Genomic DNA, 20,572 nt, shown 5'->3' with positions numbered 1-20,572 from the left:
AGGGAACGCTACCGCCCACCGGGGTGGAAACCCGTCCTCCGGCCGGAGGAGGCTTCTCCTCCTTCTGGCCGCTTCCGCCCGCCGATGGGCCGTACGCGGTGATCCGCCTGGCCACCAGGTCGGTCCGGACGGCGGGCGAGGCAGGCGGTCCGCGGCCATAGCGTCGCAGCATGGCGAACGAAACAGCGGTCTTCTTCGGGCAGTTCCTGCGCTCCCCCGCCGTGACCGGGGCGGTCGCGCCCAGCTCACGGCGGTTGTCCGAGACGGTGTGCGTGCCGGTGCCGGAGCGCGGCGACCCCGTCGTGGTCGAGCTGGGGCCGGGCACCGGCCCCTTCACCGCCGAGATCCAGCACCGCATCGGCGGGCGGGGGCGGCATCTGGCGGTCGAGATCAACCCGCGGCTGGCCGGCCACCTCGGCGCCCGCTATCCGGGGGTGGAGCTCGTGGTCGACAACGCCGCGCGGCTGCCCGAGCTGCTCGCCGACCGGGGCGTGGCCGCCGCCGACGTGATCGTGAGCGGGCTGCCCTGGGCGGCGTTTCCCCCCGCCCACCAGGCGGATCTGCTACGGGCCGTGGTCGCCTCGCTCGCGCCGGGAGGCGCGTTCACGACGTTCTCCTACGTGCACGCCCGCGCCCTGCCCGCGGCCCTGCGGTTCCGCCGCAGGCTGGGCGAGGCGTTCGAGGAGGTCGTGGCCGGGCGCACGGTGTGGCGGAACCTGCCGCCCGCCTTCGTCTACCACGCGCGCCGCCCCCGCCGATGATCTCGCGGCTCGCCGAATGACGTTCTAAAGTGACGGGCATGGACTTCACGCTGCCGGAGAGCGCGCAGGCGGTGCGCCGGGGCATCGCGGACATCTGCTCGCGATACGACATGGACTACTGGCAGCGTTGCGAGGCCGAGAAGCGCTGGCCGGAAGAGGTGTGGGCCGAGCTCGCCAAGGGCGGCTGGCTCGGCCTGGCCGTACCGGAGGAGTACGGCGGAGCCGGGCAGGGCCTGCTGGAGCTGGCCGTGGCCACCGAGACCCTGTCGGCCTCCGGTTCGGCCGGCGGTTCCGCGTTCATGTACGTGCTGACGCCGGGGTTCGGGGCGCTCACGCTGGCCAGGCACGGCTCGGCCGAGCAGAGGGCCGCGCTGCTGCCGAAGCTGGCGACGGGAGAGATCGAGACCTGCTTCGCGCTGACCGAGCCCGACGCCGGGTCCAACTCGCTGGCGATCTCGACCTTCGCCCGCAGGGACGGCGACGACTTCGTCGTCAACGGCCGGAAGATCTGGATCACCGGGGTTCAGCGGGCCTCCTGGATGCTGCTCGTCACCCGGACGATCCCGGCGGCGGAGGCCAGGCCGCGCAGCGAGGGGCTGACGGTGTTCCTGGTGAACGTGCCGGAGGCGGTGGCGGCCGGGCAACTGTCCTACCGGCCGATCCCCAAGATGGGCGCGAACACCACGCCGTCCAACATGGTCTTCATCGACGACCTGCGACTGCCCGCCTCCAGCGTGCTGGGCGAGGTGGACCGGGGGGCCGCCGTGCTGTGGGACGTGCTGAACCCCGAGCGGATCCTGCTGGCGGCCAGCGCCCTCGGCGGGGCCGAGGTGGCACTGCGGGTGGGCGTCGACTACGCGAAGCAGCGGGAGGTCTTCGGCCGGCCCATCGGGGCCAATCAGGCCGTCGCGTTCCCGCTGGCCCAGGTCAAGGCCAAGATCGAGCTGGCCAGGCTGATGCTGCACAAGGCGGCCTGGTCGTTCGACAACCGCCTGCCCTGCGGCACGGAGGCCAACATCGCCAAGCTGACGGCCTCGCAGGCCGCGTGGGAGGCCGCCGACGCGGCGTTCCAGACCCACGGGGGCATGGCGTACTCGCTGGAGTATCCCGTCGCGCGGCTGCTGGCCGACGCCAGGATCGGCCGGATCGCGCCGGTGACCGAGGAACTGCTGCTCAACTACCTGGCCACCCAGGTGCTCGGCCTGCCCAGGAGCTTCTGACCGCCTCCGATCATCTCCGATCGCCTCCGGTCACTTCCGGCCGCTTGCGCGCCGCCGCCGCGGGGCACCTACTTGAGGCAGCGGAAGGAGTCACACATGCGCGGTCCGTACGCCAGCACGGTGATCGACGCGGACGCCGGGGACGTCTGGGCGTTCCTGCGCGAGTTCGGCAACCTCCACGAGTGGCTGCCGGGCGTGGCCACCTGTGAGATCGAGGACGGCGCACCGCCCGCCCCGGGCGCGGTGCGGCGGGTCGAGGGGGCGGGCGGGGTGTTCCGCGAGCGGCTGCTGACCCTCGACGACGAGGCCCGCACGCTCACGTACACGACCATCGAGTCGCCGCTGCCCATGCGCGACTACCACGCGACCTGCCGCGTCGCCCCGGTGACGGACTCCGGGCAGGCGTTCGTGGAGTGGTACGCGACCTTCGAGGCCGACGACCCCGAGAAGATCGCGAAGATCCTTACACGCGGTGTTTTCGTCCCCGGCCTGGAGTCCCTGCGCAAACGCTTCGGCTAGGGCTGCCGGTCGGCGCTCACGACTCCGGGCGGAAGCGGGGCGGGCGCTTCTCGCGCAGTGCCCGCACGCCCTCGGCGGCATCGGGGCCGGTGAAGCCGAGGAACTCCATGGCCAGCGAGGCGTCGAACGACGGCCCGGCCATGCGCAGCCAGTTGTTCAGCGCATATTTGGTCAGCCGGATCGCCTCGGCCGACCCGGCGGCCAGCCGCGTCGCGATCTCCAGCGCCCTTTCGTGGACCTGGTCGTCGTCGACGCACAGGCTCACCAGGCCCATCGCCTCCGCCTGCTCGCCGGTGACCGGCTCGCACAGCAACAGGTGATATTTCGCCTTCGCCATCCCGCACAGGAGGGGCCAGATGATCGCCGCGTGGTCGCCCGCCGCGACGCCCAGCCGGGTGTGGCCGTCGATGATGCGGGCGGTCCGCCCGGCCACCGAGATGTCGGCCAGCAGCGCGACGGCCAGCCCCGCCCCCACCGCCGGGCCCTGGATCGCCGAGACGACCGGTTTGGAGCAGTTGAGCACGTTGTAGACGATGTCGCGGGCCTCGGCGAAGACCTCCAGACGCGTGGCGTGGTCGCGGATCATCTCCTCGATCATCGACAGGTCGCCGCCTGCCGAGAACGCCTCGCCCTCCCCGCGTACGATCACCGCCCTGACCTCGGCGTCGCGGTCGACGTCGCGCCAGATCTCGGCCAGCTCCCGGTGGCCGGTGCGGTCCACGGCGTTGCGCCGGGACGGCTCGCTGATCACGACCCGCAGCACGCCGTCGGCCGCCCAGCCGACCTTCAGCTTCTCGTACTCCCGCACGGCGCCACTCCTCGCCTGATCCCCGCGGCGGGGAAGCCGCGGCCCGCCACCGCCCGGGGGAACAGCATGAGACGACGCTCTTCCGCCTGGGGACGCGCCGCCATGCCCGCACAGTAACAGCGCCCGCCGACAGGACCGCCGAAGCGGCCGCGGCGCGCTTTCCATGCCACCCGCGCCGACCGCACCACCTCACGACGCCGCCTCACGACGCCTCACGCCGCCTCCGGCGACCGCACCGGCCCGGGGACGCGGTCCGTACGGGTCAGGGGCGGGCCGTGTCCACCAGGGCCTCGACCAGGCGGTTGTCCGCGCCGCGCTCGGGATGCCACTGGACGCCGACGGCGAACCGGTGCCCCTGCAGCTCGACGGCCTCGACGATCTGGTCGTCGGCCCACGCCACCGCGATCAGGCCCGTGCCGAGCCGCCGGACGGCCCGGTGGTGCGCGCCGGTCACCTCGGCGCGGTCGCCCACGGCCTTGCCGACCTTGCTCGACACGCTCACGGTGACCACGTGCGCGGCCGTCTCGTGGCGGTCGTGGCCGACGGCCTCCCGCAGCGACGTGATCAGCGTGCCGCCCTGGGCGACGTTCAGCACGTGCATGCCGCGCGAGATCGCCAGCAGCGGCACGTCCGCCTCGACCGCCGCCTGCGCCAGCGCAGTCTCGAACCGGTCGCGCTGGGGCTGCGGCCCGCCGAGCCCGTCGTCGTCCGGCTCCCCCGCCGCGACCTCGCCGTACAGGGCCGGATCGACCTCGACGCCCCCGGCGAGGATGACCGCGTCCAGGCGGCGGATGTAATCGCCCGCGGACACGGGGCTCAGCGGTGGCAGCAGGACGGGCGCGCCGCCGGCCTTCTCCACCGCGCGCGCGTACGCCTGGGGCGAGATCGCCGCCTCACGGACCCACGTGCCCCAGCGCGCGGCCTCTAGATAGGTGGTGATGCCGACGATGGGACGCGCCATGGCCAATCTCCTGAAGGTGTGCGAGCAGGCAGGCCCATCATGGCGCAGATCGTTTTCTTTTGTCAGTTTTCACATCAGTCACAGGCGTCACAGCGAGAGCGTCACGAAAAATAACGAAGTATTCACAGTCGGTTGCCTTGTGGGGAATCGGTTGTGACGCCCGAGAGCGAGTGAAACACTCACCGTTGAGCGATCGGTTGAGCCGGGGCCGCCGCCGCTCGTCACCCGGAGCCGTCAGGGAGGTGGATCGACAGACCGGAGCACTCCTCCGGTCCCTAGGGTGGGACACAACTGATGCCGCTGAATCCGCGCCTCGTCAAGGAGAGCTTCTCGGTCGTCGAGCCCGTCGCCGGGAAGGCCGCGGGATATTTCTACGGACGACTGTTCACGCACTGCCCGCACATGCGGGGCATGTTCCCGCCGGGCATGGAGGTGCAGCGCGACCGGCTCTTCAACGCGCTCACGAGGATCGTCTGGATGCTCGACAGCCCCGAGGGGCTGGCGTCCTATCTCGCCCAGTTAGGGCGGGACCATCGCAAGTATGGCGTGTCCCCCGAGCACTACAAAGTCGTGGGAAACGCCCTCCTCGCCACGATCAGGCACTTCGCCGCCGAGATCTGGACCGACGAGATCGAGGCCGCCTGGACCGAGGCGTACGCCATGGCGGCGAAGATCATGATCGACGCCGCCGACGCCGAGACCACGCCCGCCTGGTGGCTCGCGGAGGTGATCGACCACGAACCGCGCACCCGGGACATCGCGGTGCTCACGCTGCGGCCCTCGCAGCCCATGGACTTCGTCCCCGGGCAGTACGTCACGGTGCAGACGGCCAGGTGGCCGCGCGTGTGGCGGCGGTTCTCCATCGCCAACGCACCCCGGGCGGACGGCACGCTCCGCCTGCACGTGCGCGCCGTGCCGGGCGGCTGGGTGAGCACGGCGCTGGTCCGCCACACCCGTATCGGCGACCAGCTCCTGCTCGGCCCGCCGGTGGGTACGATGACGCCGCCCGAGCCGGGCCGCGACGTGCTCTGCGTCGCCGGCGGCACCGGCCTCGCGCCGCTCAAGGCCGTCATCGAGCACGTCATCGCCTCCGGGGATCGCCCGAACATCCACCTGCTGTACGGCGCCCGGCGCGCGTGCGACCTGTACGACATGCCGGACCTGGCGAGGATGGAGGCCGCCTTCCCCTGGCTGCGGGTCGTGCCGGCGGTCTCCGACGACCCGGCCTACGACGGGATGCGCGGCCGGCTTCCCGACGTGGTCGGGAGGTTCCACTCCTGGGCCGGCCACGAGGCGTACGTCTGCGGGCCCGCGGCGATGGTGAACGAGACCGTACGGCGCCTGCAGATGTCGGGGGTGCCGCTCGCGCGCATCCACCGCGACCCGATACACAGCGACCCGATACACAGCGACGCCGTGCACGGCGACCCATTGCCGGACGGCACGGTTCACGGCAGCACGGTTCACAGCGGCACGGTTCACAGCGGCACGGTCCACGGCACGTCGGTGCACGGCGTCCCTGAGCACGGCGACCCTGTACAGGGCGATCCGGTGCGCGGCGGCACGGTGCGCAGCGAGGCTTGACCGGAACAGCGGGCGAGGTGGAGGGTTTCGTGGCAGGATTCGAATCGAAAACATGATCGAAATCGGCACAGGGAGGATATATGCCCGCACTCCTCGCGATCGGTACTCGCAAAGGATTGTTCCTCGCCCGCTCCTCGGACGGCGGCTCGTTCGAGGTCGAGCCCGTGCGGTTCTCCACCATCGGGGTCCACTCGGTCGCGATCGACACCCGCGGCGCCACGCCCCGCCTCCTCGCCGGGATCGAGTACGGCCACTTCGGCCCGTCGGTGATGTGGTCCGACGATCTCGGCGAGACCTGGGAGGAGGCGACGTCCCCGCCGGTCGCCTTCCCCGAGCGCACCGGGGCCGCGCTGGCCCGGGTGTGGCAGCTCCAGCCGTCGCCGTCCGAGCCGGACGTGGTCTGGGCGGGCGCCGAGCCCGCCGCGCTGTTCCGGTCGGAGGACCGCGGGGCCACCTACACCATGGTCGACGGCCTGTGGGACCACCCCACCCGGTCTCAGTGGCAGCCCGGCGGCGGCGGCCTGTGCCTCCACACCGTGATCCCCCACCCCTCCGACCCGCAGCGCATCGCGGTCGCCGCCTCCGCCGTGGGGTTCTTCCGCAGCGACGACGCGGGGGCCACCTGGCGGCCGTCCAACAAGAACATCCGCGCGCCCTTCCTCCCCGAGGGGGCGCAGTATCCCGAGTTCGGGCAGTGCGTGCACAAGGTCGCCCAGCATCCCTCGGTGCCCGACCGGCTCTACCTGCAGCACCACTTCGGGGTCTACCGGTCCGACGACTTCGGCGACTCCTGGACCGAGATCGGGTCGGGCCTGCCCTCCGACTTCGGGTTCCCGATCGCGGTCGACCCGGGCGACCCGGACAGGCTGTACGTCTTCCCGCTGCACGGCGACGTCGACCGGACGCCGCTCGATCACCGCTACCGGGTGTTCCGCAGCGACGACGCCGGGGCCACCTGGCAGGGCTTCTCCGCGGGGCTGCCCGAGGGCCCGGTGCACTCCTCGGTGCTCAGGGACGCGATGTCCGCCGGGCCCGCCGGGGTGTTCTTCGGCACCCGGGACGGCGAGGTGTACGGCTCGGCCGACGCGGGCGAGACCTGGTCGCTGATCGCCCGTCACCTGCCCGACGTGCTGTGCGTGCGAGCGGCCGTCCTCTGACGACCTCGCCACCGCGGCCCCGCGGCGCCCTTCGGGGCGGCCGCGGGGCGAACACAGGGCCAAACCACAGGGGCAAACCACAGGGACAAACACAGTGCAAGCACAGAGACGAACACAGGGCGAGCACGGCGCGGCCGGCTCACGGCCTCGGCGCCCTCCGGCGGCTCAGGTGCCGGCGGCTCCCTAGCGGGCCGGGCTTCTAACGGCTCAGACCTTGCGGTAGCCGGGCACCCAGGCGCCGTCCTCGACGACGTAGTCGCCGAACAGGGCCGGGGCCTCCTCCCGCATGATCTCCCCGATGCGGTTGAAGACGAGGCGGATCTCCTCCTCGGCTCCGGCGGCCGTACGGGCCTCGATCGTGTGCCGCAGGGTGCGCACGTTGGCCGTCCAGACCAGGCCGGTCCCGACGCCCTCGGGGGCGAAGCGGCGCATGAACGAGGTGCGGTGCTTCTTCTCGGGGAAGGGCACGCCGTCCTCGTCCAGCCCGAAGTGGGCCGCCATCCACTTCTGGAACTCCTCCATGCGGTCGAGCATCTCGGTCGCCCGCTTCATCAGCTCGGCGTCCTCGCGTGCCCACTCGGGGATCCAGAACGGGATGTCGTTCAGCCGGACGTAGCGCAGCGACTCCTGCGAGATCGCCACCCCGGGCCGGTGGCGGACGAGCTCGTGCGTGAGCACCCGCGAGACGTTGTGCAGCACGAAGCTGAAGCTGAGGTGCTCCAGCACGGACCCGTGCGCGCTGGCCAGGATGTTGCGCAGGTACGCGTCCTGGTCCTGCCGGATCCGGGTGACGTTGGGGTTCAGGCCCGGCTCGAACGAGCGGTAGCACAGCCGCCCGGCGAACTCCGCCAGGTTCTGGGCGTCGAACTCGCCCCGCTCCAGCCGCTCAAGCCAGCTCTCCCCGCCGATCTCGTGCAGATAGCGGGCCAGCTCGTCGTAGTCGACAGACGGTTTGGCGACGAGGAAGACCTCGGGCTCGACGCTGCGCATTCACATTCCCCGTGAAGTGGTTGCCGATGGATGACCGTCCAAGCAAACCAGCTCGGGCCCACGATCGCGACCCGGCCCCCTCCCCCGGACCCCCGGCGGGATCCGGGGGCGGCTCCCAAGGCCTGTAGGCCCATACGGGTCAGGTGATGTCGCGGCGGACCGTGGTGGCGGTGGCGACGGCGGCGAAGACCAGGCCATAACCGACCAAGACGATGGCGCCCGCCCAGGCGGGCAGCCATTCCGGCCTGCCGAGGCCGGTGTCCACGTCGATGCTCATCAGCGCCTGCGCGGCGCCGCCCGGCAGCCACTTGCCCACCGAATGCAGGGCCGGGATGCCGGTGAATATGCTCTCGATCACGTACGCCCAGACGACCGCCGCGACGATGCCGGCGATCTGGTTGCGGACGAGCGCCCCCAGCCCGATGCCGAACACCGCGTACAGCGCGAGCGTCACGAGGATGCCGAGGCTGATCTGCGGGATGCGCGAGGCGGACAGGGAGAACTCGCCCCCGGAGAGCGTCACGGCCGGGATCACCGTGATCGCCTGGAAGATCAGCACGGCCAGCGCGAACACCGCGCCCACGAGCAGCCCGGCGATCACCTTGGCGACGATCACCAGGCCCCGCCGGGGGGTGGTGAGGAAGGTGCCGGTGATCGTCTGGTAGCGATATTCGGAGGTCATCATGACGACGCCGAGGATCATCACGAAGATCCCGCCGCTGGACGCGCTCGACCAGGCGACCTCGGCCCACGCCGCGGTGTCCCGCGCGGGCAGCGCGCTGCCGTTCTGCTCCACCCCCGCGAACGCGATGAGGAAGCCGAGCCCCACCCCGACCAGCACCAGCATGACGAGCAGCATGATCCACCACAGCCGCGTGGTGAACAGCTTGCGCAGCTCCGCCTTGACGAGCCCGCTCATCGCCCCTCCGTCAGATCGAGGAAGACCTTGTGCAGCCCGGACCGCTCCTGCGCCACCTCGGTGAGCACGACGCGCCGGTCCAGGGCGACCTGGCCGACGGCCTCCGGGTCCAGCCCGCGCACGCGCAGCAGGCCGTCCTCGACGTGTTCGACCACCCCGCCCGCCGCTTCGAGCGCGGGAGCGAGGTCGGCGGCCTGGGCGGCACGCACCCGTACGGCGTCCGCGCCGTCGCTGGTGAGCTCGGCCAGGCTGCCCTGGCGCACCAGCCGGCCCTTGGCGATGATCACCACGTTGTCGACGGTCCGCTCGACCTCGGCCAGCACGTGGCTGGAGACGAGCACCGCCGCTCCCTGGTCGTGGGCGAGGTGGCGCAGGAACCCGCGCAGCCACTCGATGCCCGCCGGGTCGAGGCCGTTGGCGGGTTCGTCGAGGATGTACACCCGGGGCTGCCCGAGCAGGGCGGAGGCGAGCGCGAGCCGCTGGCGCATGCCCAGCGAGAAGCCGCTCACGCGCTTGCCGGCGGCGTCCGCGAGACCGACCTGTTCCAGCGCCTCGTCCGCGCGGGCGTCGGGCAGCCCGGCGGCCGTGCACAGAATGCGCAGGTGGTTGCGGGCGGTGCGGCCGGGATGGAAGCTCGTGGCCTCCAGCACGGCGCCGATTTCGGCCACGGGATTGGAGAGCGCGACATAACGCTCGCCGTTCACGAGTGCCTCACCCGAATCGGGTGTGACGAGGCCGAGCAGGCAGCGGAGCGTGGTCGTCTTGCCGGCTCCGTTGGGGCCGAGATATCCGGTAACGGATCCGGCCTCCACGCTGAACGAAACGCCGTCCACGGCCTTCACCGGCCCGAACGACTTCACCAGATTTCGAATCTCAATGGCAGCCATCGGGCGCGATTATTCCGCGCGATAGATCGGAAATCATCCTCATAAAGGAGGATCGTTTCGGTTGGGACAAATCCACGAATTTTATAGGCGATAAACCCGGCGCGCGTTTCCAGAGCCGATCATGTGGGCGATCCGGGCGGCGTCGGCCGCGCTCCACTCGCCTTCGGCGATCCGGTCGGCGAGCACGCGGGCCAGGCCGCGGCGATGGCAGAGCGCGGCCAGGAAACACAGCTCGGCGGCGCCGTGGCAGCCGGAGCCGTACATCTGCTTGTGGAACGGCGCGAGTTCGAGCAGCTCGCGCAGCACGTGGGCGGAGCCGGCGGCGGTGTGGGCGACGGCGGGCCCGGCGTCCACGTACACGTGCGGGAAGACGCCCGCCAGGTACGCCGCCTGCCGGTGATAGGGATAGCAGTGCAGCAGGACGACGGGCACCCCGAGCGGGGCGAGGGCGCGGACGAAGCCGGTCAGCAGCGCGGGGTCGGCCAGGTGGCCGATCCCGACGCCGGACAGGCCGCCGCCGGACAGCCCCCAGCCCGACATGCTCAGGCCCGACAGGCCCCAGCCGGACAGACCACAGTGGAACTGCACCGGCAGGCCTCGCTCCCTGGCCACGTCGACCGCCGCCCAGAGCAGGTGCCGCACGAGGACGGGGTCGTCCAGGCGCGACTTGGGGTCGGCGAGCCTGCGCCCGGCCGCCGCGATCACGCTGCCGCGCGAGGGCCGGGAGGGATCGAAGCCGAGGCCGCAGCGGTGCGCCGCGACCGACTTGAGCGCGGTGGCGCGGGCCGCGCGGGCCGCGAGCTCGTCCCGCAGCAGCCCTGCGTAGTCGGCCGCGGGCAGCCCGGCCTCGGCGACGTCCTGCTCGACCTGCTCCAGCCGGACGATCTCGTCGGCGGCGGCGGAGCCGAGACGTCCCATCTCGGCGGGTGAGAGCAGCCCGGGGACGTCGAGCCCGGTGTCGACCAGGAAGGCCGACACTCCCGCGCCGCGCAGCAGCCGCCGGTTGACCTCTGCCGCGCCGAGCTCGGCGCGGCGTGACAGATAGACGGTGGCCGAGGCGTGCGGCTCCAGGCCGAGGACCGGCGCGCACCAGCGGCGGATCGCGGCGCCGGCCGGGGTGTCGAAGTGCGTGGTGCCCGGGGGCGCGGGTGTGCCGCCCTCGCCGATGAGCTGCTCGAATCCCGACCTGGTGGTGTCGTCGCGGCGCACGCCGCAGCAGTGCTGGTCGACCATGGGCGCGAGCAGGGCGGCGCGCACCGCGTCGGGAAGGGGCGTGGGCAGCATGTCGTGTGATCTCGGCTCCGGCACGGCAGTGGACTCTACGGCTCCCCCGCCGCGCCGGCGCCGCCCTAAACGGCCCCTTTACTCAGCCATGACGCGCGCAAAGCCGCAGGACGTTGGCGATGATCCGCGCCCCGGCGCCGCCCTGCGTGGTCAGGATCGACTCGGGGTGGAACTGCACGCCGAAGCGCAGGTTGTCGGTGTCCTCGATCGCCATGGCCGCGCCGTCCGGCGTGAACGCGGTGACCCGGAAGCCCTTGACCCCCGGTTCCTTCGCGTGCACGGAGTGATAGCGGGCCGCGACGAACTCGCCGGGCAGCCCGTCGAGCAGCGCGCTGTCGCCCTCGCGGCGGACCCGGCCGCGCTTGCCGTGCTCCGGGTAGGGCAGCAGTTCGAGCGTGCCGCCCGCCTGCTCGACCATGGCCTGCAGGCCCAGGCACACCCCGAACACCGGCAGGTCCCGGGCGTACAGCGCCTCGATCAGCGCCGAGCAGCCGAAGTCGGACGGCCAGCCGGGGCCGGGCGACAGCACGACGAGCGTCGGCGCGATCTCGTCGAGCTTGTCCAGCGGGAACCCGTGCCGCAGCGTGACCACCGACGCGCCCTGCTGGCGGAAGTAGTCGGCGAGCGTGTTGACGAAGGAGTCCTCGTGGTCCACGAGCAGCACGCGGTGACCCTCGCCCGGCAGGTCGGCCCGGGGCTCCGCCTTCACCGCCTCCTTCGGCCGGGCGGCCGCGGCGAGCGCGCCGAGCAGGGCGCTGGCCTTGAGCTCGGTCTCCCGCTCCTCGGCCTCGGGGTCGGAGTCGTACAGCAGCGTGGCCCCGGCGCGCACGGTGGCGACGCCGTCGCGGATCTGCGCGGTGCGCAGGGTCAGGCCGGTGTTCATCGAGCCGTCGAAGCCGATGAAGCCGACCGCGCCGCCATACCAGCGCCGGGTGGTCTCCTCGTGGTCCTCGATGAACTGCATGGCCCACGTCTTGGGGGCGCCGGTGACGGTGACGGCCCACATGTGGGTGAGGAACGCGTCGAGGGCGTCGAACTCGGGACGCAGGCGGCCCTCGATGTGGTCGACGGTGTGGATCAGCCGGGAGTACATCTCGATCTGGCGGCGGCCGATCACCCGGACGCTGCCCGGCACGCAGATCCGCGACTTGTCGTTGCGGTCCACGTCGGTGCACATGGTCAGCTCCGACTCCTCCTTCACGCTGGACAGGAGGGTGCGGATCGCCTCGGCGTCCTCGACGGGGTTGGCCCCGCGGGCGATGGTGCCGGAGATCGGGCAGGTCTCGACGCGGTCGCCGGTCACCCGTACGTACATCTCGGGCGAGGCGCCCACCAGGTGCTCGCCGTCGCCGAGGTTGAGCAGGAACTCGTACGGCGCGGGGTTCTCGGTGCGCAGCGAGCGGTAGAAGGCGGACGGGTCGGCGCAGGCGCCGTGGAAGACCTGGCCGGGGACGACCTCGAACAGGTCGCCGCGCTGGAACTTCTCCTTGGCCTTGGCGACGACCTCGGCGTAGGTCCCCCGCACCGGGTTCGGCGGGATCTCACGGGGCGCGACCAGTGGGACGGTCTCGCCGGTGCGCTCCAGGCCGCTGGTGGAGACGCCGTCGACGGTGAACTCGTAGCAGTGCTCCACGCTGGTCTCGCGGACGCGGTCGATCACGACGAGCCGGTCGGGCAGGTGCAGCACCAGGTCGCGCTGGTCGCCGGGGCGGGTCAGGCGATAGCGGATGGGCTCGAACTGGAAGGCCAGGTCGTAGCCGAAGGCGCCGTACAGGCCGAGGTGGGGGTCGTCGGACCGGAAGGCCGCGATGATCTCGCGGATGGCGGTGAACACGGTGGGCCTGCGGCTGCGCATCTCCTCGGGCAGCAGGTCCTCGGACTCGGGGACGTGCACCTCGATGTAGCCGTGGGCCGGCTCGGACACCGGCTTGCCCGCCGCCAGCAGGCAGGAGGCGACGACCGGCAGCACGACCTGTCCGCGCTCGTTGAGCGCGCGGGCGGAGATGCGCCGCCCCCGCGCCACGATCTCCAGGCAGGGATCGACGTAGCCGAACGCCCACCTGCTATAGCGGCCGGGGTAGTCCATGCCGGACGAGAAGGCCCCGCCGCGCCGCTCCCCCAGCGACGTGACGATCTCCTCCAGCGCCTCCTCGGGCACCTCGCGCACCCGGCGCTCGACCGCGATGCCGCCGGCCGTGGTATATCCGCTGATCTCCACTGTCCACGCCCCTTTTTTCGTATGCCCCGGGGCGGACATACAGAAGGCCGCCACTCACGGGGCGGCCGGTCTATTCGACGCGAATGCGAAAACGCCGCCTGTCAGCGGCGCCACCACTGCGAGGGTGCTTGAGTTCGCATGGGCCAAGGGTAGCGGCGGGAAGCGCGATCATGCAACGCGGCGCGACTGGAACGGCGAATGGCGGATAGATATTCTGTTACTGGTGGGGAAACCTCACTCTCGGCGCGGGTCGATCGGCCCGATGCCGGGGAAGGAGGGGGCATGGCCCGCGTGCCGGTGCACCGCCGCGGTCCAGCCCGGCAGGTCGGCCTTCAGGGCCACCGCGTCCGGGTCCGCCGCGACATGCCCGTACCGATGCCGGACGGCGTGACGCTCCTGGCCGATCACTACACACCGGTCGGCGCCGACCGGCCGCCGACGATCCTGATCCGCACGCCGTACGGCAGGAGCGGGGTGGTCGGCTGGATGTACGGCTGGACCTTCGCGCGGCACGGGTTCCAGGTGCTGCTGCAGAGCTGCCGGGGCGGCTTCGGCTCCGGCGGGCGGCTCGACCCCCTGGTCCACGAGCAGGAGGACGGCCTGGCCACGGTCGAGTGGATGCGGGAGCAGTCGTGGTATGGCGGCAGCCTCGCCATGCACGGGCCCTCCTACCTCGGCTACACCCAGTGGGCCATCGCGGCCGAGACCCCCGACCTGCGGGCGATGGCCGTCCAGGTGACCGCCTCCTGTTTCCGTGACGCGGCGTACGTCGGGGGGTCGTTCGCGCTGGAGTCGACGCTGATCTGGACGACGCTCACCGCGCACCTGGAGGGCCGGCTGGGCGGCGTGGCCGCCCTCATCGCGCCCCGGCGCACGCGGCGGGCCGTGCTGTCGGGCCGCCCGCTGCACGAGCTCGACCTGCTGTCGGCCGGCAGGCCGCTGCCGTTCTTCCGCGAGCTGCTGGCCCATCACGGCGAGAGCTACTGCTCTTACTGGGACAGGGTGGACTTCTCCGCGTCGGTGGAGCAGGTCGGCGCGGAGATCACGATGACCGGCGGCTGGTATGACGTGTTCCTGCCCTGGCAGCTCAAGGACTACGCGGCGCTGCGGAAGGCCGGGCGGCAGCCCTACCTGACCATCGGGCCCTGGTATCACGCCGACATCCGGCACGGGTGGGCCGCCAACACGGACGCCCTGGCCTGGTTCCGCGCCCACCTGCTCGGCGACCCGTCCGGGCTGCGTCCCTCCCCTGTCCGGCTGTACGTGACCGGCGCGGGCGAGTGGCGGGACGAGCCCGACTGGCCGCCGCCCGGCATGCGGCGCGAGCGCTGGCACCTCCAGCCGGGCTTCGCCCTGTCGCGGGACAACCCGGCGGGCGGCGAGCCGGACCGCTACCGCTACGACCCCGCGCATCCCACCCCGGTGATCGGCGGCCCGGTGCTGATCGGCAACTCCGAGCCGAGGGACAACCGGCGTCTCGAGGCCCGGCGCGACGTGCTCGTCTACACCTCCGAGGTGCTCGGCCGCGACACCGACATGATCGGCCCGGTGAGCGCCGAACTGTTCGTGCGTACGAGCAGGGAGCACACCGACTTCGTCGTACGGGTGTGCGACGTGCATCCCGACGGCACGTCGATGAACGTCTGCGAGGGCGTGCGCCGCCTGACCCCGGCCGACCGCTGCGACGAGGACGGCGTGCGCCGGGTGGAGATCGACCTGTGGCCGATGGGCCACCGGTTCCGCCGCGGCCACCGCATCCGGGTGCAGGTGGCCAGCGGGGCCTACCCGCGCATCGCGCGCAACCCGGGCACCGGCGCGCCGCTGACGGCGGGCACCCCGTTGGTCGCCTCCGACCAGGAGATCCTCCACGATTCCCGCCGCCCCTCGGCCGTGATCCTCCCCGTGCTGCCGTGAGCCGGCTCCCGGCGCCGTTGCTACCCTCGCGATCATGGCGATCAGGAACTCCCACTGCTCCTTCTGCGGAGCGGCTTACGCGCCCGGCCTGCCCTGGCCGCGGACCTGCCAGGAGTGCGGCAGCACCGCGTATCTCAACCCGCTGCCGGTCGCGGTCATGGTGCTTCCGGTGGACGACGGCCTGCTCGTGGTGCGCCGGGACGTCGAGCCGCACCGCGGCCTGCTCGCCCTGCCCGGGGGCTTCGTCGACATCGGCGAGTCCTGGCAGCAGGCCGCCGCCCGGGAGCTCCGCGAGGAGACGGGCGTCTCCGTCGAGGCGGCCGGGGTGCGGCTGTTCGACACGGTCAGCGCGCCCGACGGCACCGTGCTGGTCTTCGGCCTCGGGCCGCGCACGACCGCGGACGCCCTGCCGCCGGTCGCGCCCACCGCGGAGACCAGCGAGTGGCTGGTGATCGACGGCCCACGGGAGCTGGCCTTCCCGCTGCACACGCAGGTGGTGGCCCGCTACTTCGGCCGATCGTCGTGACGCGGCGGACGGGCGGTCAGCCTTCGTGGATCCGGCCGGCCTCGACGTCGATGCGCCGTGTCGTGTGGACCGCCTTGAGCATGCGCCGGTCGTGGGTGACGAGCAGCAGGGTCCCGGTGTAGGAGGCGAGCGCCGACTCCAGCTGTTCGATCGCCGGGAGGTCGAGGTGGTTGGTGGGCTCGTCCAGGACGAGCAGGTTGACCCCGCGGGCCTGCAGGAGGGCGAGGGCCGCCCTTGTACGCTCACCTGGCGACAGCGTGGCCGCCGGACGGAGCACGTGGTCGGCGCGCAGGCCGAACTTGGCCAGCAGCGTGCGGACCTCGGCGGGCGGCAGGTCGACGAGCGCGCCGAACGCGTCGAGCAGCGGCTCCCCGCCTTCGAAGAGGGCGCGGGCCTGGTCGACCTCGCCGACGACCACGCTGGGGCCGAGCGCCGCCGTCCCCTCGTCGAGGGGGATCCGGCCGAGCAGGACGCCCAGCAGAGTGCTCTTGCCCGAGCCGTTCGCGCCGGTGATCGCGACCCGGTCCGCCCAGTCGATCTGCAGGTCGACGGGCCCGAGCGTGAAGGCGCCGCGCCGCGCGACCGCTCCGCGCAGCGTCGCGACCACGGCTCCGGAGCGGGGCGCGGCGGCGATCTCCATCCGCAGCTCCCACTCCTTACGCGGCTCCTCGACGACCTCCATCCGCTCGATGAGTCTCTCGGTCTGCCGGGCCTTGGCCGCCTGCTTCTCGGTCGCCTCGGTGCGGAACTTCCGCCCGAGCTTGTCGCCGTCGGGGGCCTTGCGGCGCGCGTTCTTGACGCCCTTCTCCATCCAGGCACGCTGGGCCCGGGCGCGGGCCTCCAACGACGCCCTGGTGTCGGCGTACTCCTCATACTGCTCGCGGGCGTGCCTGCGGGCGACCTCGCGCTCCTCCAGGTAGGCGTCGTAGCCGCCGCCGTACGCGCGGACCTGCTGCTGGGCCAGGTCGAGCTCGACCACCCTGGTGACCGTACGGGCGAGGAACTCGCGGTCGTGGCTGACGACCACGGTGCCGGCGCGCAGACCCGTCACGAAGCGTTCGAGCCGGTCCAGGCCGTCGAGGTCGAGGTCGTTGGTGGGCTCGTCGAGCAGGAACACGTCATAACGGCTGAGCAGCAGCGAGGCCAGCCCCACCCGGGCGGCCTGGCCGCCCGACAGCGACGTCATCTCCTGATCCAGGCCGACCGCGAGCCCGAGGTCGGCGGCCACCTCCGCGGCCCGCTCCTCCAGGTCGGCGCCGCCGAGGGCGAGCCAGCGATCGAGGGCCTCGGCGTACGCGTCGCCGGGGTCGCCGCTCACGAGCGCCTCGGTGGCCGCGTCGAGGGCCCGCTGCGCGGCGGCGACCCCGGTGCGGCGGGCGAGGAAGGCGGCGACGGTCTCACCGGGCCGCCGTTCGGGCTCCTGCGGGAGATGCCCGACGTTGGCGGTGGGCGGGCTGAGCCGTACGCTGCCGTGCTCGGGGGCGGCGAGGCCGGCCAGCAGGCGCAGCAGCGTCGACTTGCCCGCGCCGTTCACCCCCACCAGCCCCACGACGTCCCCGGGTGCGACGACCAGATCGAGATCCGCGAACAGGACGCGGTCGCCGTGCCCGGCGGCGAGTTCCTTCGCGACAAGAGTGGCGCTCATCAGGACACCGACCTTACTGGGTCCCGCGTGAGCTCCGCCGTACGGCGTGGCGCCGCGACGGCGAGCCGTGCCGGAGTTCGAGGGCGAGCGAGCGCAGCCACGGTTCCGCGAAGGACGGCTCCCGCGCCATGACGCGGGCGAGCGCGGTGCGGACCTCCGGGGTTCGCCCGCGCCCGACGACGGCGACGGCTTCGGCCAACGCGTCCAGGGTCTTCTCGTCGTGACGGGGCCGGGCCACGGTCTCGTCGGTCCAGCGGGTGGGGCGGAAGGACGGCGTCAGCTTCTTCTGGTGGTCCCCAGGTAGAACCAGAAAAAGCGGCCGACGGAGACGTTGGTGACCGCGCTGCGCGGCAGGTCCGCCGTCCAGGCGCAGTCCTGCCACCAGCGCCACGTCTTCGGGCTGGTCTTCCCTCGTTCGGTGATACCGAGAAAGCGCAGCTTCAGCCGGATCACGTCCCACGCCTCGCGCTCCTCTTCGATCCAGTCGCGCAGGAGCTCGTAGAGACGGGTGAAGGTGTATCCCCGCTGCGGGCCAGGACCTTCGCGCCACACTCGACCAGGTCGTCCAGATAGGGCAGGGCGGGCTCGGAACGGCCGTCGAGAAGGGTGCCGAGCGGGTCGGGCCTGATGAGGTTCCAGCGGTAGGGCAGGTTCGGCGTCGTCATCGCCCTCATGGTGGCGTGCCGACTCGGCCCCGGTCATCCGGATATTTCCTCGCGGTCCTCGGCGAGCGCGAGCAGGCGGGTGACGGTGTTCCAGTTGCGCATGGTGGCCGGGCCCGTCGAGTGCTTCTCCAGGAGAGGCGGCAGCTTGGGCCGCCGCAGGCCGTCGGGGAAGTAGACGTAGAGCTCCCGCTCGATCGCGGCGGCGATCGAATCGGCGTCCCCTGCGGCGGTGAACAGGGCGTTCCCGCTGCGCAGGTGGGTGCGCACGCCGCCATACCCGAGACGTGTCAGCAGGGCCCTGAGATCGCCCATCGCCAGCGTGGTGGCGGGGTTGACGTTGATGCCGCGCAACAGCGCCACGTAGCACATCTGATCGCCTCCTTCCGATGGGACGTTAGCGCCCGTTCCTGTCAGACAGCGTCAGGTATCGGAATGTCAGGGGCGCCGGTCGTCGCTGGGCGCGCCAACACGACCGTTCGGCGATCAGTGATGTCCCTGTTACCTGTGCGTCCTTACGCTGCCGCCGATAACCGTCCCGCTGATCCGCGCGGCGGCCCGTCACGCGGATCAGCCGGGCACGCCTGGTCCGTGTCCGATTGGAGAACGTGTGACGACCCCCCGTGCCGACCACGGCCGAAACCCCGACAAGAGCCCGCTGAACTGGCTGCTCCTCTTGCCGATCGTCATCCCGCTCATCACGCCCCTGTTCAACGCCGAGGAACCGCGTCTGTTCGGCATCCCGCTGTTCTACTGGCTGCAGCTCGCCTTCATCATCCTCGGCGTGAGCTCCACCACCCTCGTCTACCGCGCCACGAGGAGGAGCCGGTGAAGACCACCGAGATCGTCATCTTCACGCTCCTGTTCCTGGCCGTCAGCGGCATGGGCTTCTTCGCGGCCCGCTGGCGCCGCCCCAGCGACCTCGCCAGCCTGGACGAGTGGGGCCTCGGCGGGCGCAGTTTCGGCAGCTGGATCACCTGGTTCCTGATCGGCGGCGACCTCTACACGGCCTACACCTTCGTGGCCGTGCCCGCCCTGATCTTCGGCGCGGGCGCCATGGGGTTCTACGCCGTGCCGTACACGGTGATCGTCTACCCGATGGTGATGCTCGTGCTGGTCCGGCTGTGGTCGGTCTCGCACGTGCACAACCTCGTCACTCCGGCCGACTTCGTCCGCGTACGCTTCGGCTCCCCCACGCTGGCGCTGCTGGTGGCCATCACCGGCATCGTCGCGACCATGCCGTACATCGCGCTGCAGCTCGTCGGCATCGAGGCGGTGCTCAAGACGATGGGGCTGACCGGCGACCTGCCGCTGATCATCGCGTTCGCGATCCTCGCGGCCTACACCTACCAGTCGGGGCTGCGGGCCCCCGCGCTCATCGCGTTCGTCAAGGACTCGCTGATCTACCTGGTGATCCTGGTCGCGATCGTCTACATCCCGGCCAAGCTCGGCGGCTGGGACTCGATCTTCGACGCCGCGAAGGCGAAGTTCGACCGCGCGGGCAGCGGCGGCATCACGCTCAACGCCAACAACCAGCTCCAGTACATCACGCTCGCGTTCGGCTCGGCGCTGGCGCTGTTCCTCTATCCGCACAGCGTCACCGGCATCCTCGCGTCGCGGAACCGCAACGTCATCAAGCGGAACATGTCGGCCCTGCCGGCCTACAGCCTGCTGCTCGGCCTGATCGCGCTGCTCGGCTACATGGCGATCGCGGCCGGGGTCACGCCGATCGGCAAGGACAACAACACGATCGTCCCGCAGCTGTTCGACAACGTCTTCCCCGACTGGTTCGCCGGGGTCGCCTTCGCCGCCGTCGGCATCGGCGCGCTCGTGCCCGCCGCGATCATGTCGATCGCCGCGGCCAACCTGTTCGCCCGCAACGTCTACAAGGAGTACATCAACCGGGACGCCGACGCGGCCCAGGAGGCCAGGGTCAGCAAGATCGCGTCGCTGGCCGTGAAGGTCGGCGCGGTGCTGTGCATCCTGCTCATCGACCCGCAGTTCTCGATCGACCTGCAGCTCATCGGCGGCGTGATCATCCTGCAGACGCTCCCGTCGGTGGGCCTCGGCCTCTACACCCGGTGGTTCCACCGGGGCGGCCTCATCGCGGGCTGGGCGGGCGGCATGGCGGCCGGGATGCTGCTGCTGTACAACATCTCCAACCCGGCCACCAACCACGAGCACTTCGGCGGCTCGGCCTTCCCGCTGTCGCAGCTCGGGTTCGACACCAAGATCACCGTGTACGCCGGGTTCCTCGCGCTGATCGTCAACCTGGTCGTCGCCGTGCTCGGGACCTTCGTGGCCCGCGCGCTCAAGAGCGCCGACGGCCCGGACGCCACCAAGCCGGAGGACTACTTCGCCGACCAGGGCGACCCGCGCGTCCACGAACTGGAGACGACGGCGCCCGCTTCCTGAGGTCCCCCAGCACCGTGACCTCCTGATCTGGCGCCTGATCGGGGCCCCGCCTGATCGGGCTCCGTACGGACTTGTGGCCGGCTTCACGCGGCGGCGCGCGCC

Annotated in this window: 20 protein-coding genes; 9 read left to right on the top strand and 11 right to left on the bottom strand. The window is 71.7% G+C overall.

The window, feature by feature from the left end; genetic code table 11:
- Nucleotides 1-170 precede the first annotated feature (170 nt).
- From FLX08_RS19905 to FLX08_RS19895, 3 genes are all read left to right on the top strand, one after another.
- Nucleotides 171-761, top strand: a complete 591-nt coding sequence (locus FLX08_RS19905; RefSeq protein ID WP_142620376.1) for a class I SAM-dependent methyltransferase — start codon at nt 171-173, stop codon at nt 759-761.
- Between the two features lie 38 nt (nt 762-799).
- Nucleotides 800-1,981, top strand: a complete 1,182-nt coding sequence (locus FLX08_RS19900) for an acyl-CoA dehydrogenase family protein (protein WP_142620375.1) — start codon at nt 800-802, stop codon at nt 1,979-1,981.
- A gap of 96 nt (nt 1,982-2,077) precedes the next feature.
- A complete protein-coding gene (locus FLX08_RS19895; protein ID WP_142620374.1) occupies nt 2,078-2,500 on the top strand; it encodes an SRPBCC family protein in 423 nt (140 codons plus the stop codon).
- A gap of 16 nt (nt 2,501-2,516) precedes the next feature.
- Here FLX08_RS19895 and FLX08_RS19890 read toward each other — a convergent pair whose 3' ends face one another.
- The gene (locus FLX08_RS19890) at nt 2,517-3,308 is read right to left on the bottom strand and encodes an enoyl-CoA hydratase/isomerase family protein (protein WP_142620373.1); all 792 of its coding nucleotides are present in this window, start codon (nt 3,306-3,308) and stop codon (nt 2,517-2,519) included.
- 262 nt (nt 3,309-3,570) lie between these two features.
- Nucleotides 3,571-4,269: a gamma-glutamyl-gamma-aminobutyrate hydrolase family protein gene (locus FLX08_RS19885; protein ID WP_142620372.1), complete on the bottom strand. Its 699-nt coding sequence runs from the start codon at nt 4,267-4,269 to the stop codon at nt 3,571-3,573.
- Between the two features lie 294 nt (nt 4,270-4,563).
- Here FLX08_RS19885 and FLX08_RS19880 point away from each other — a divergent pair, with 294 nt between their 5' ends.
- Nucleotides 4,564-5,853, top strand: coding sequence for a globin domain-containing protein (locus FLX08_RS19880; protein WP_142620371.1), 1,290 nt, complete (start codon nt 4,564-4,566; stop codon nt 5,851-5,853).
- Nucleotides 5,854-5,933: 80 nt separating this feature from the next.
- Nucleotides 5,934-7,010: a WD40/YVTN/BNR-like repeat-containing protein gene (locus FLX08_RS19875; protein WP_142620370.1), complete on the top strand. Its 1,077-nt coding sequence runs from the start codon at nt 5,934-5,936 to the stop codon at nt 7,008-7,010.
- Between the two features lie 207 nt (nt 7,011-7,217).
- Here the strand turns inward: FLX08_RS19875 and thyX are convergent, their stop codons facing one another.
- The 5 genes from thyX to FLX08_RS19850 all read right to left on the bottom strand — a co-directional run bounded on the left by thyX (nt 7,218) and on the right by FLX08_RS19850 (nt 13,347).
- Nucleotides 7,218-8,000, bottom strand: coding sequence for an FAD-dependent thymidylate synthase (gene thyX / locus FLX08_RS19870; RefSeq protein ID WP_142620369.1), 783 nt, complete (start codon nt 7,998-8,000; stop codon nt 7,218-7,220).
- Nucleotides 8,001-8,139: 139 nt separating this feature from the next.
- A complete protein-coding gene (locus FLX08_RS19865) occupies nt 8,140-8,919 on the bottom strand; it encodes an ABC transporter permease (protein ID WP_142620368.1) in 780 nt (259 codons plus the stop codon).
- Complete coding sequence (locus tag FLX08_RS19860; RefSeq protein ID WP_142620367.1) at nt 8,916-9,806, bottom strand: ABC transporter ATP-binding protein; 891 nt, start codon at nt 9,804-9,806, stop codon at nt 8,916-8,918. The genes FLX08_RS19865 and FLX08_RS19860 overlap by 4 nt, the downstream gene beginning before the upstream one ends.
- 81 nt (nt 9,807-9,887) lie before the next feature.
- Nucleotides 9,888-11,114 carry an amidohydrolase family protein gene (locus tag FLX08_RS19855; protein ID WP_244312766.1) on the bottom strand — a complete coding sequence of 409 codons (1,227 nt, stop codon included), beginning with the start codon at nt 11,112-11,114 and terminating at the stop codon, nt 9,888-9,890.
- Nucleotides 11,115-11,172: 58 nt separating this feature from the next.
- On the bottom strand, nt 11,173-13,347 hold the full coding sequence (locus FLX08_RS19850) for an anthranilate synthase component I (RefSeq protein WP_425280632.1): 2,175 nt from the start codon (nt 13,345-13,347) through the stop codon (nt 11,173-11,175).
- A 243-nt stretch (nt 13,348-13,590) separates the two neighbouring features.
- Between FLX08_RS19850 and FLX08_RS19845 the strand changes: the two genes are divergently transcribed.
- A complete protein-coding gene (locus FLX08_RS19845; protein WP_208761547.1) occupies nt 13,591-15,222 on the top strand; it encodes a CocE/NonD family hydrolase in 1,632 nt (543 codons plus the stop codon).
- Nucleotides 15,223-15,256: 34 nt separating this feature from the next.
- Nucleotides 15,257-15,748, top strand: a complete 492-nt coding sequence (locus tag FLX08_RS19840; RefSeq protein ID WP_142620365.1) for an NUDIX domain-containing protein — start codon at nt 15,257-15,259, stop codon at nt 15,746-15,748.
- 16 nt (nt 15,749-15,764) lie between these two features.
- On the opposite strand, the gene FLX08_RS19835 is transcribed toward FLX08_RS19840, so the two are convergent.
- From FLX08_RS19835 to FLX08_RS19825, 4 genes are all read right to left on the bottom strand, one after another.
- Nucleotides 15,765-17,393 carry an ABC-F family ATP-binding cassette domain-containing protein gene (locus FLX08_RS19835; protein WP_142620364.1) on the bottom strand — a complete coding sequence of 543 codons (1,629 nt, stop codon included), beginning with the start codon at nt 17,391-17,393 and terminating at the stop codon, nt 15,765-15,767.
- Nucleotides 17,394-17,406: 13 nt separating this feature from the next.
- A complete protein-coding gene (locus FLX08_RS42180) occupies nt 17,407-17,631 on the bottom strand; it encodes a hypothetical protein (RefSeq protein ID WP_244312765.1) in 225 nt (74 codons plus the stop codon).
- A 38-nt stretch (nt 17,632-17,669) separates the two neighbouring features.
- Nucleotides 17,670-17,945 carry a hypothetical protein gene (locus FLX08_RS42175; protein ID WP_244312764.1) on the bottom strand — a complete coding sequence of 92 codons (276 nt, stop codon included), beginning with the start codon at nt 17,943-17,945 and terminating at the stop codon, nt 17,670-17,672.
- A gap of 146 nt (nt 17,946-18,091) precedes the next feature.
- On the bottom strand, nt 18,092-18,427 hold the full coding sequence (locus FLX08_RS19825; RefSeq protein WP_142620363.1) for a DUF1697 domain-containing protein: 336 nt from the start codon (nt 18,425-18,427) through the stop codon (nt 18,092-18,094).
- A gap of 238 nt (nt 18,428-18,665) precedes the next feature.
- Here FLX08_RS19825 and FLX08_RS19820 point away from each other — a divergent pair, with 238 nt between their 5' ends.
- Together FLX08_RS19820 and mctP are read left to right on the top strand one after the other, a co-directional pair.
- On the top strand, nt 18,666-18,887 hold the full coding sequence (locus tag FLX08_RS19820) for a DUF3311 domain-containing protein (RefSeq protein WP_208761546.1): 222 nt from the start codon (nt 18,666-18,668) through the stop codon (nt 18,885-18,887).
- Nucleotides 18,884-20,470 carry a monocarboxylate uptake permease MctP gene (gene mctP, locus FLX08_RS19815; RefSeq protein WP_244312763.1) on the top strand — a complete coding sequence of 529 codons (1,587 nt, stop codon included), beginning with the start codon at nt 18,884-18,886 and terminating at the stop codon, nt 20,468-20,470. Before FLX08_RS19820 ends, mctP begins: the two co-directional genes overlap by 4 nt.
- Nucleotides 20,471-20,572: the final 102 nt, after the last annotated feature.

Source organism: Microbispora hainanensis (assembly GCF_006874475.1).
In the GTDB taxonomy this organism is placed as follows: domain Bacteria; phylum Actinomycetota; class Actinomycetes; order Streptosporangiales; family Streptosporangiaceae; genus Microbispora; species Microbispora hainanensis.
Note: the sequence above shows the minus strand (reverse complement) of the source record. Positions and strands in the feature narration are given on the sequence as shown.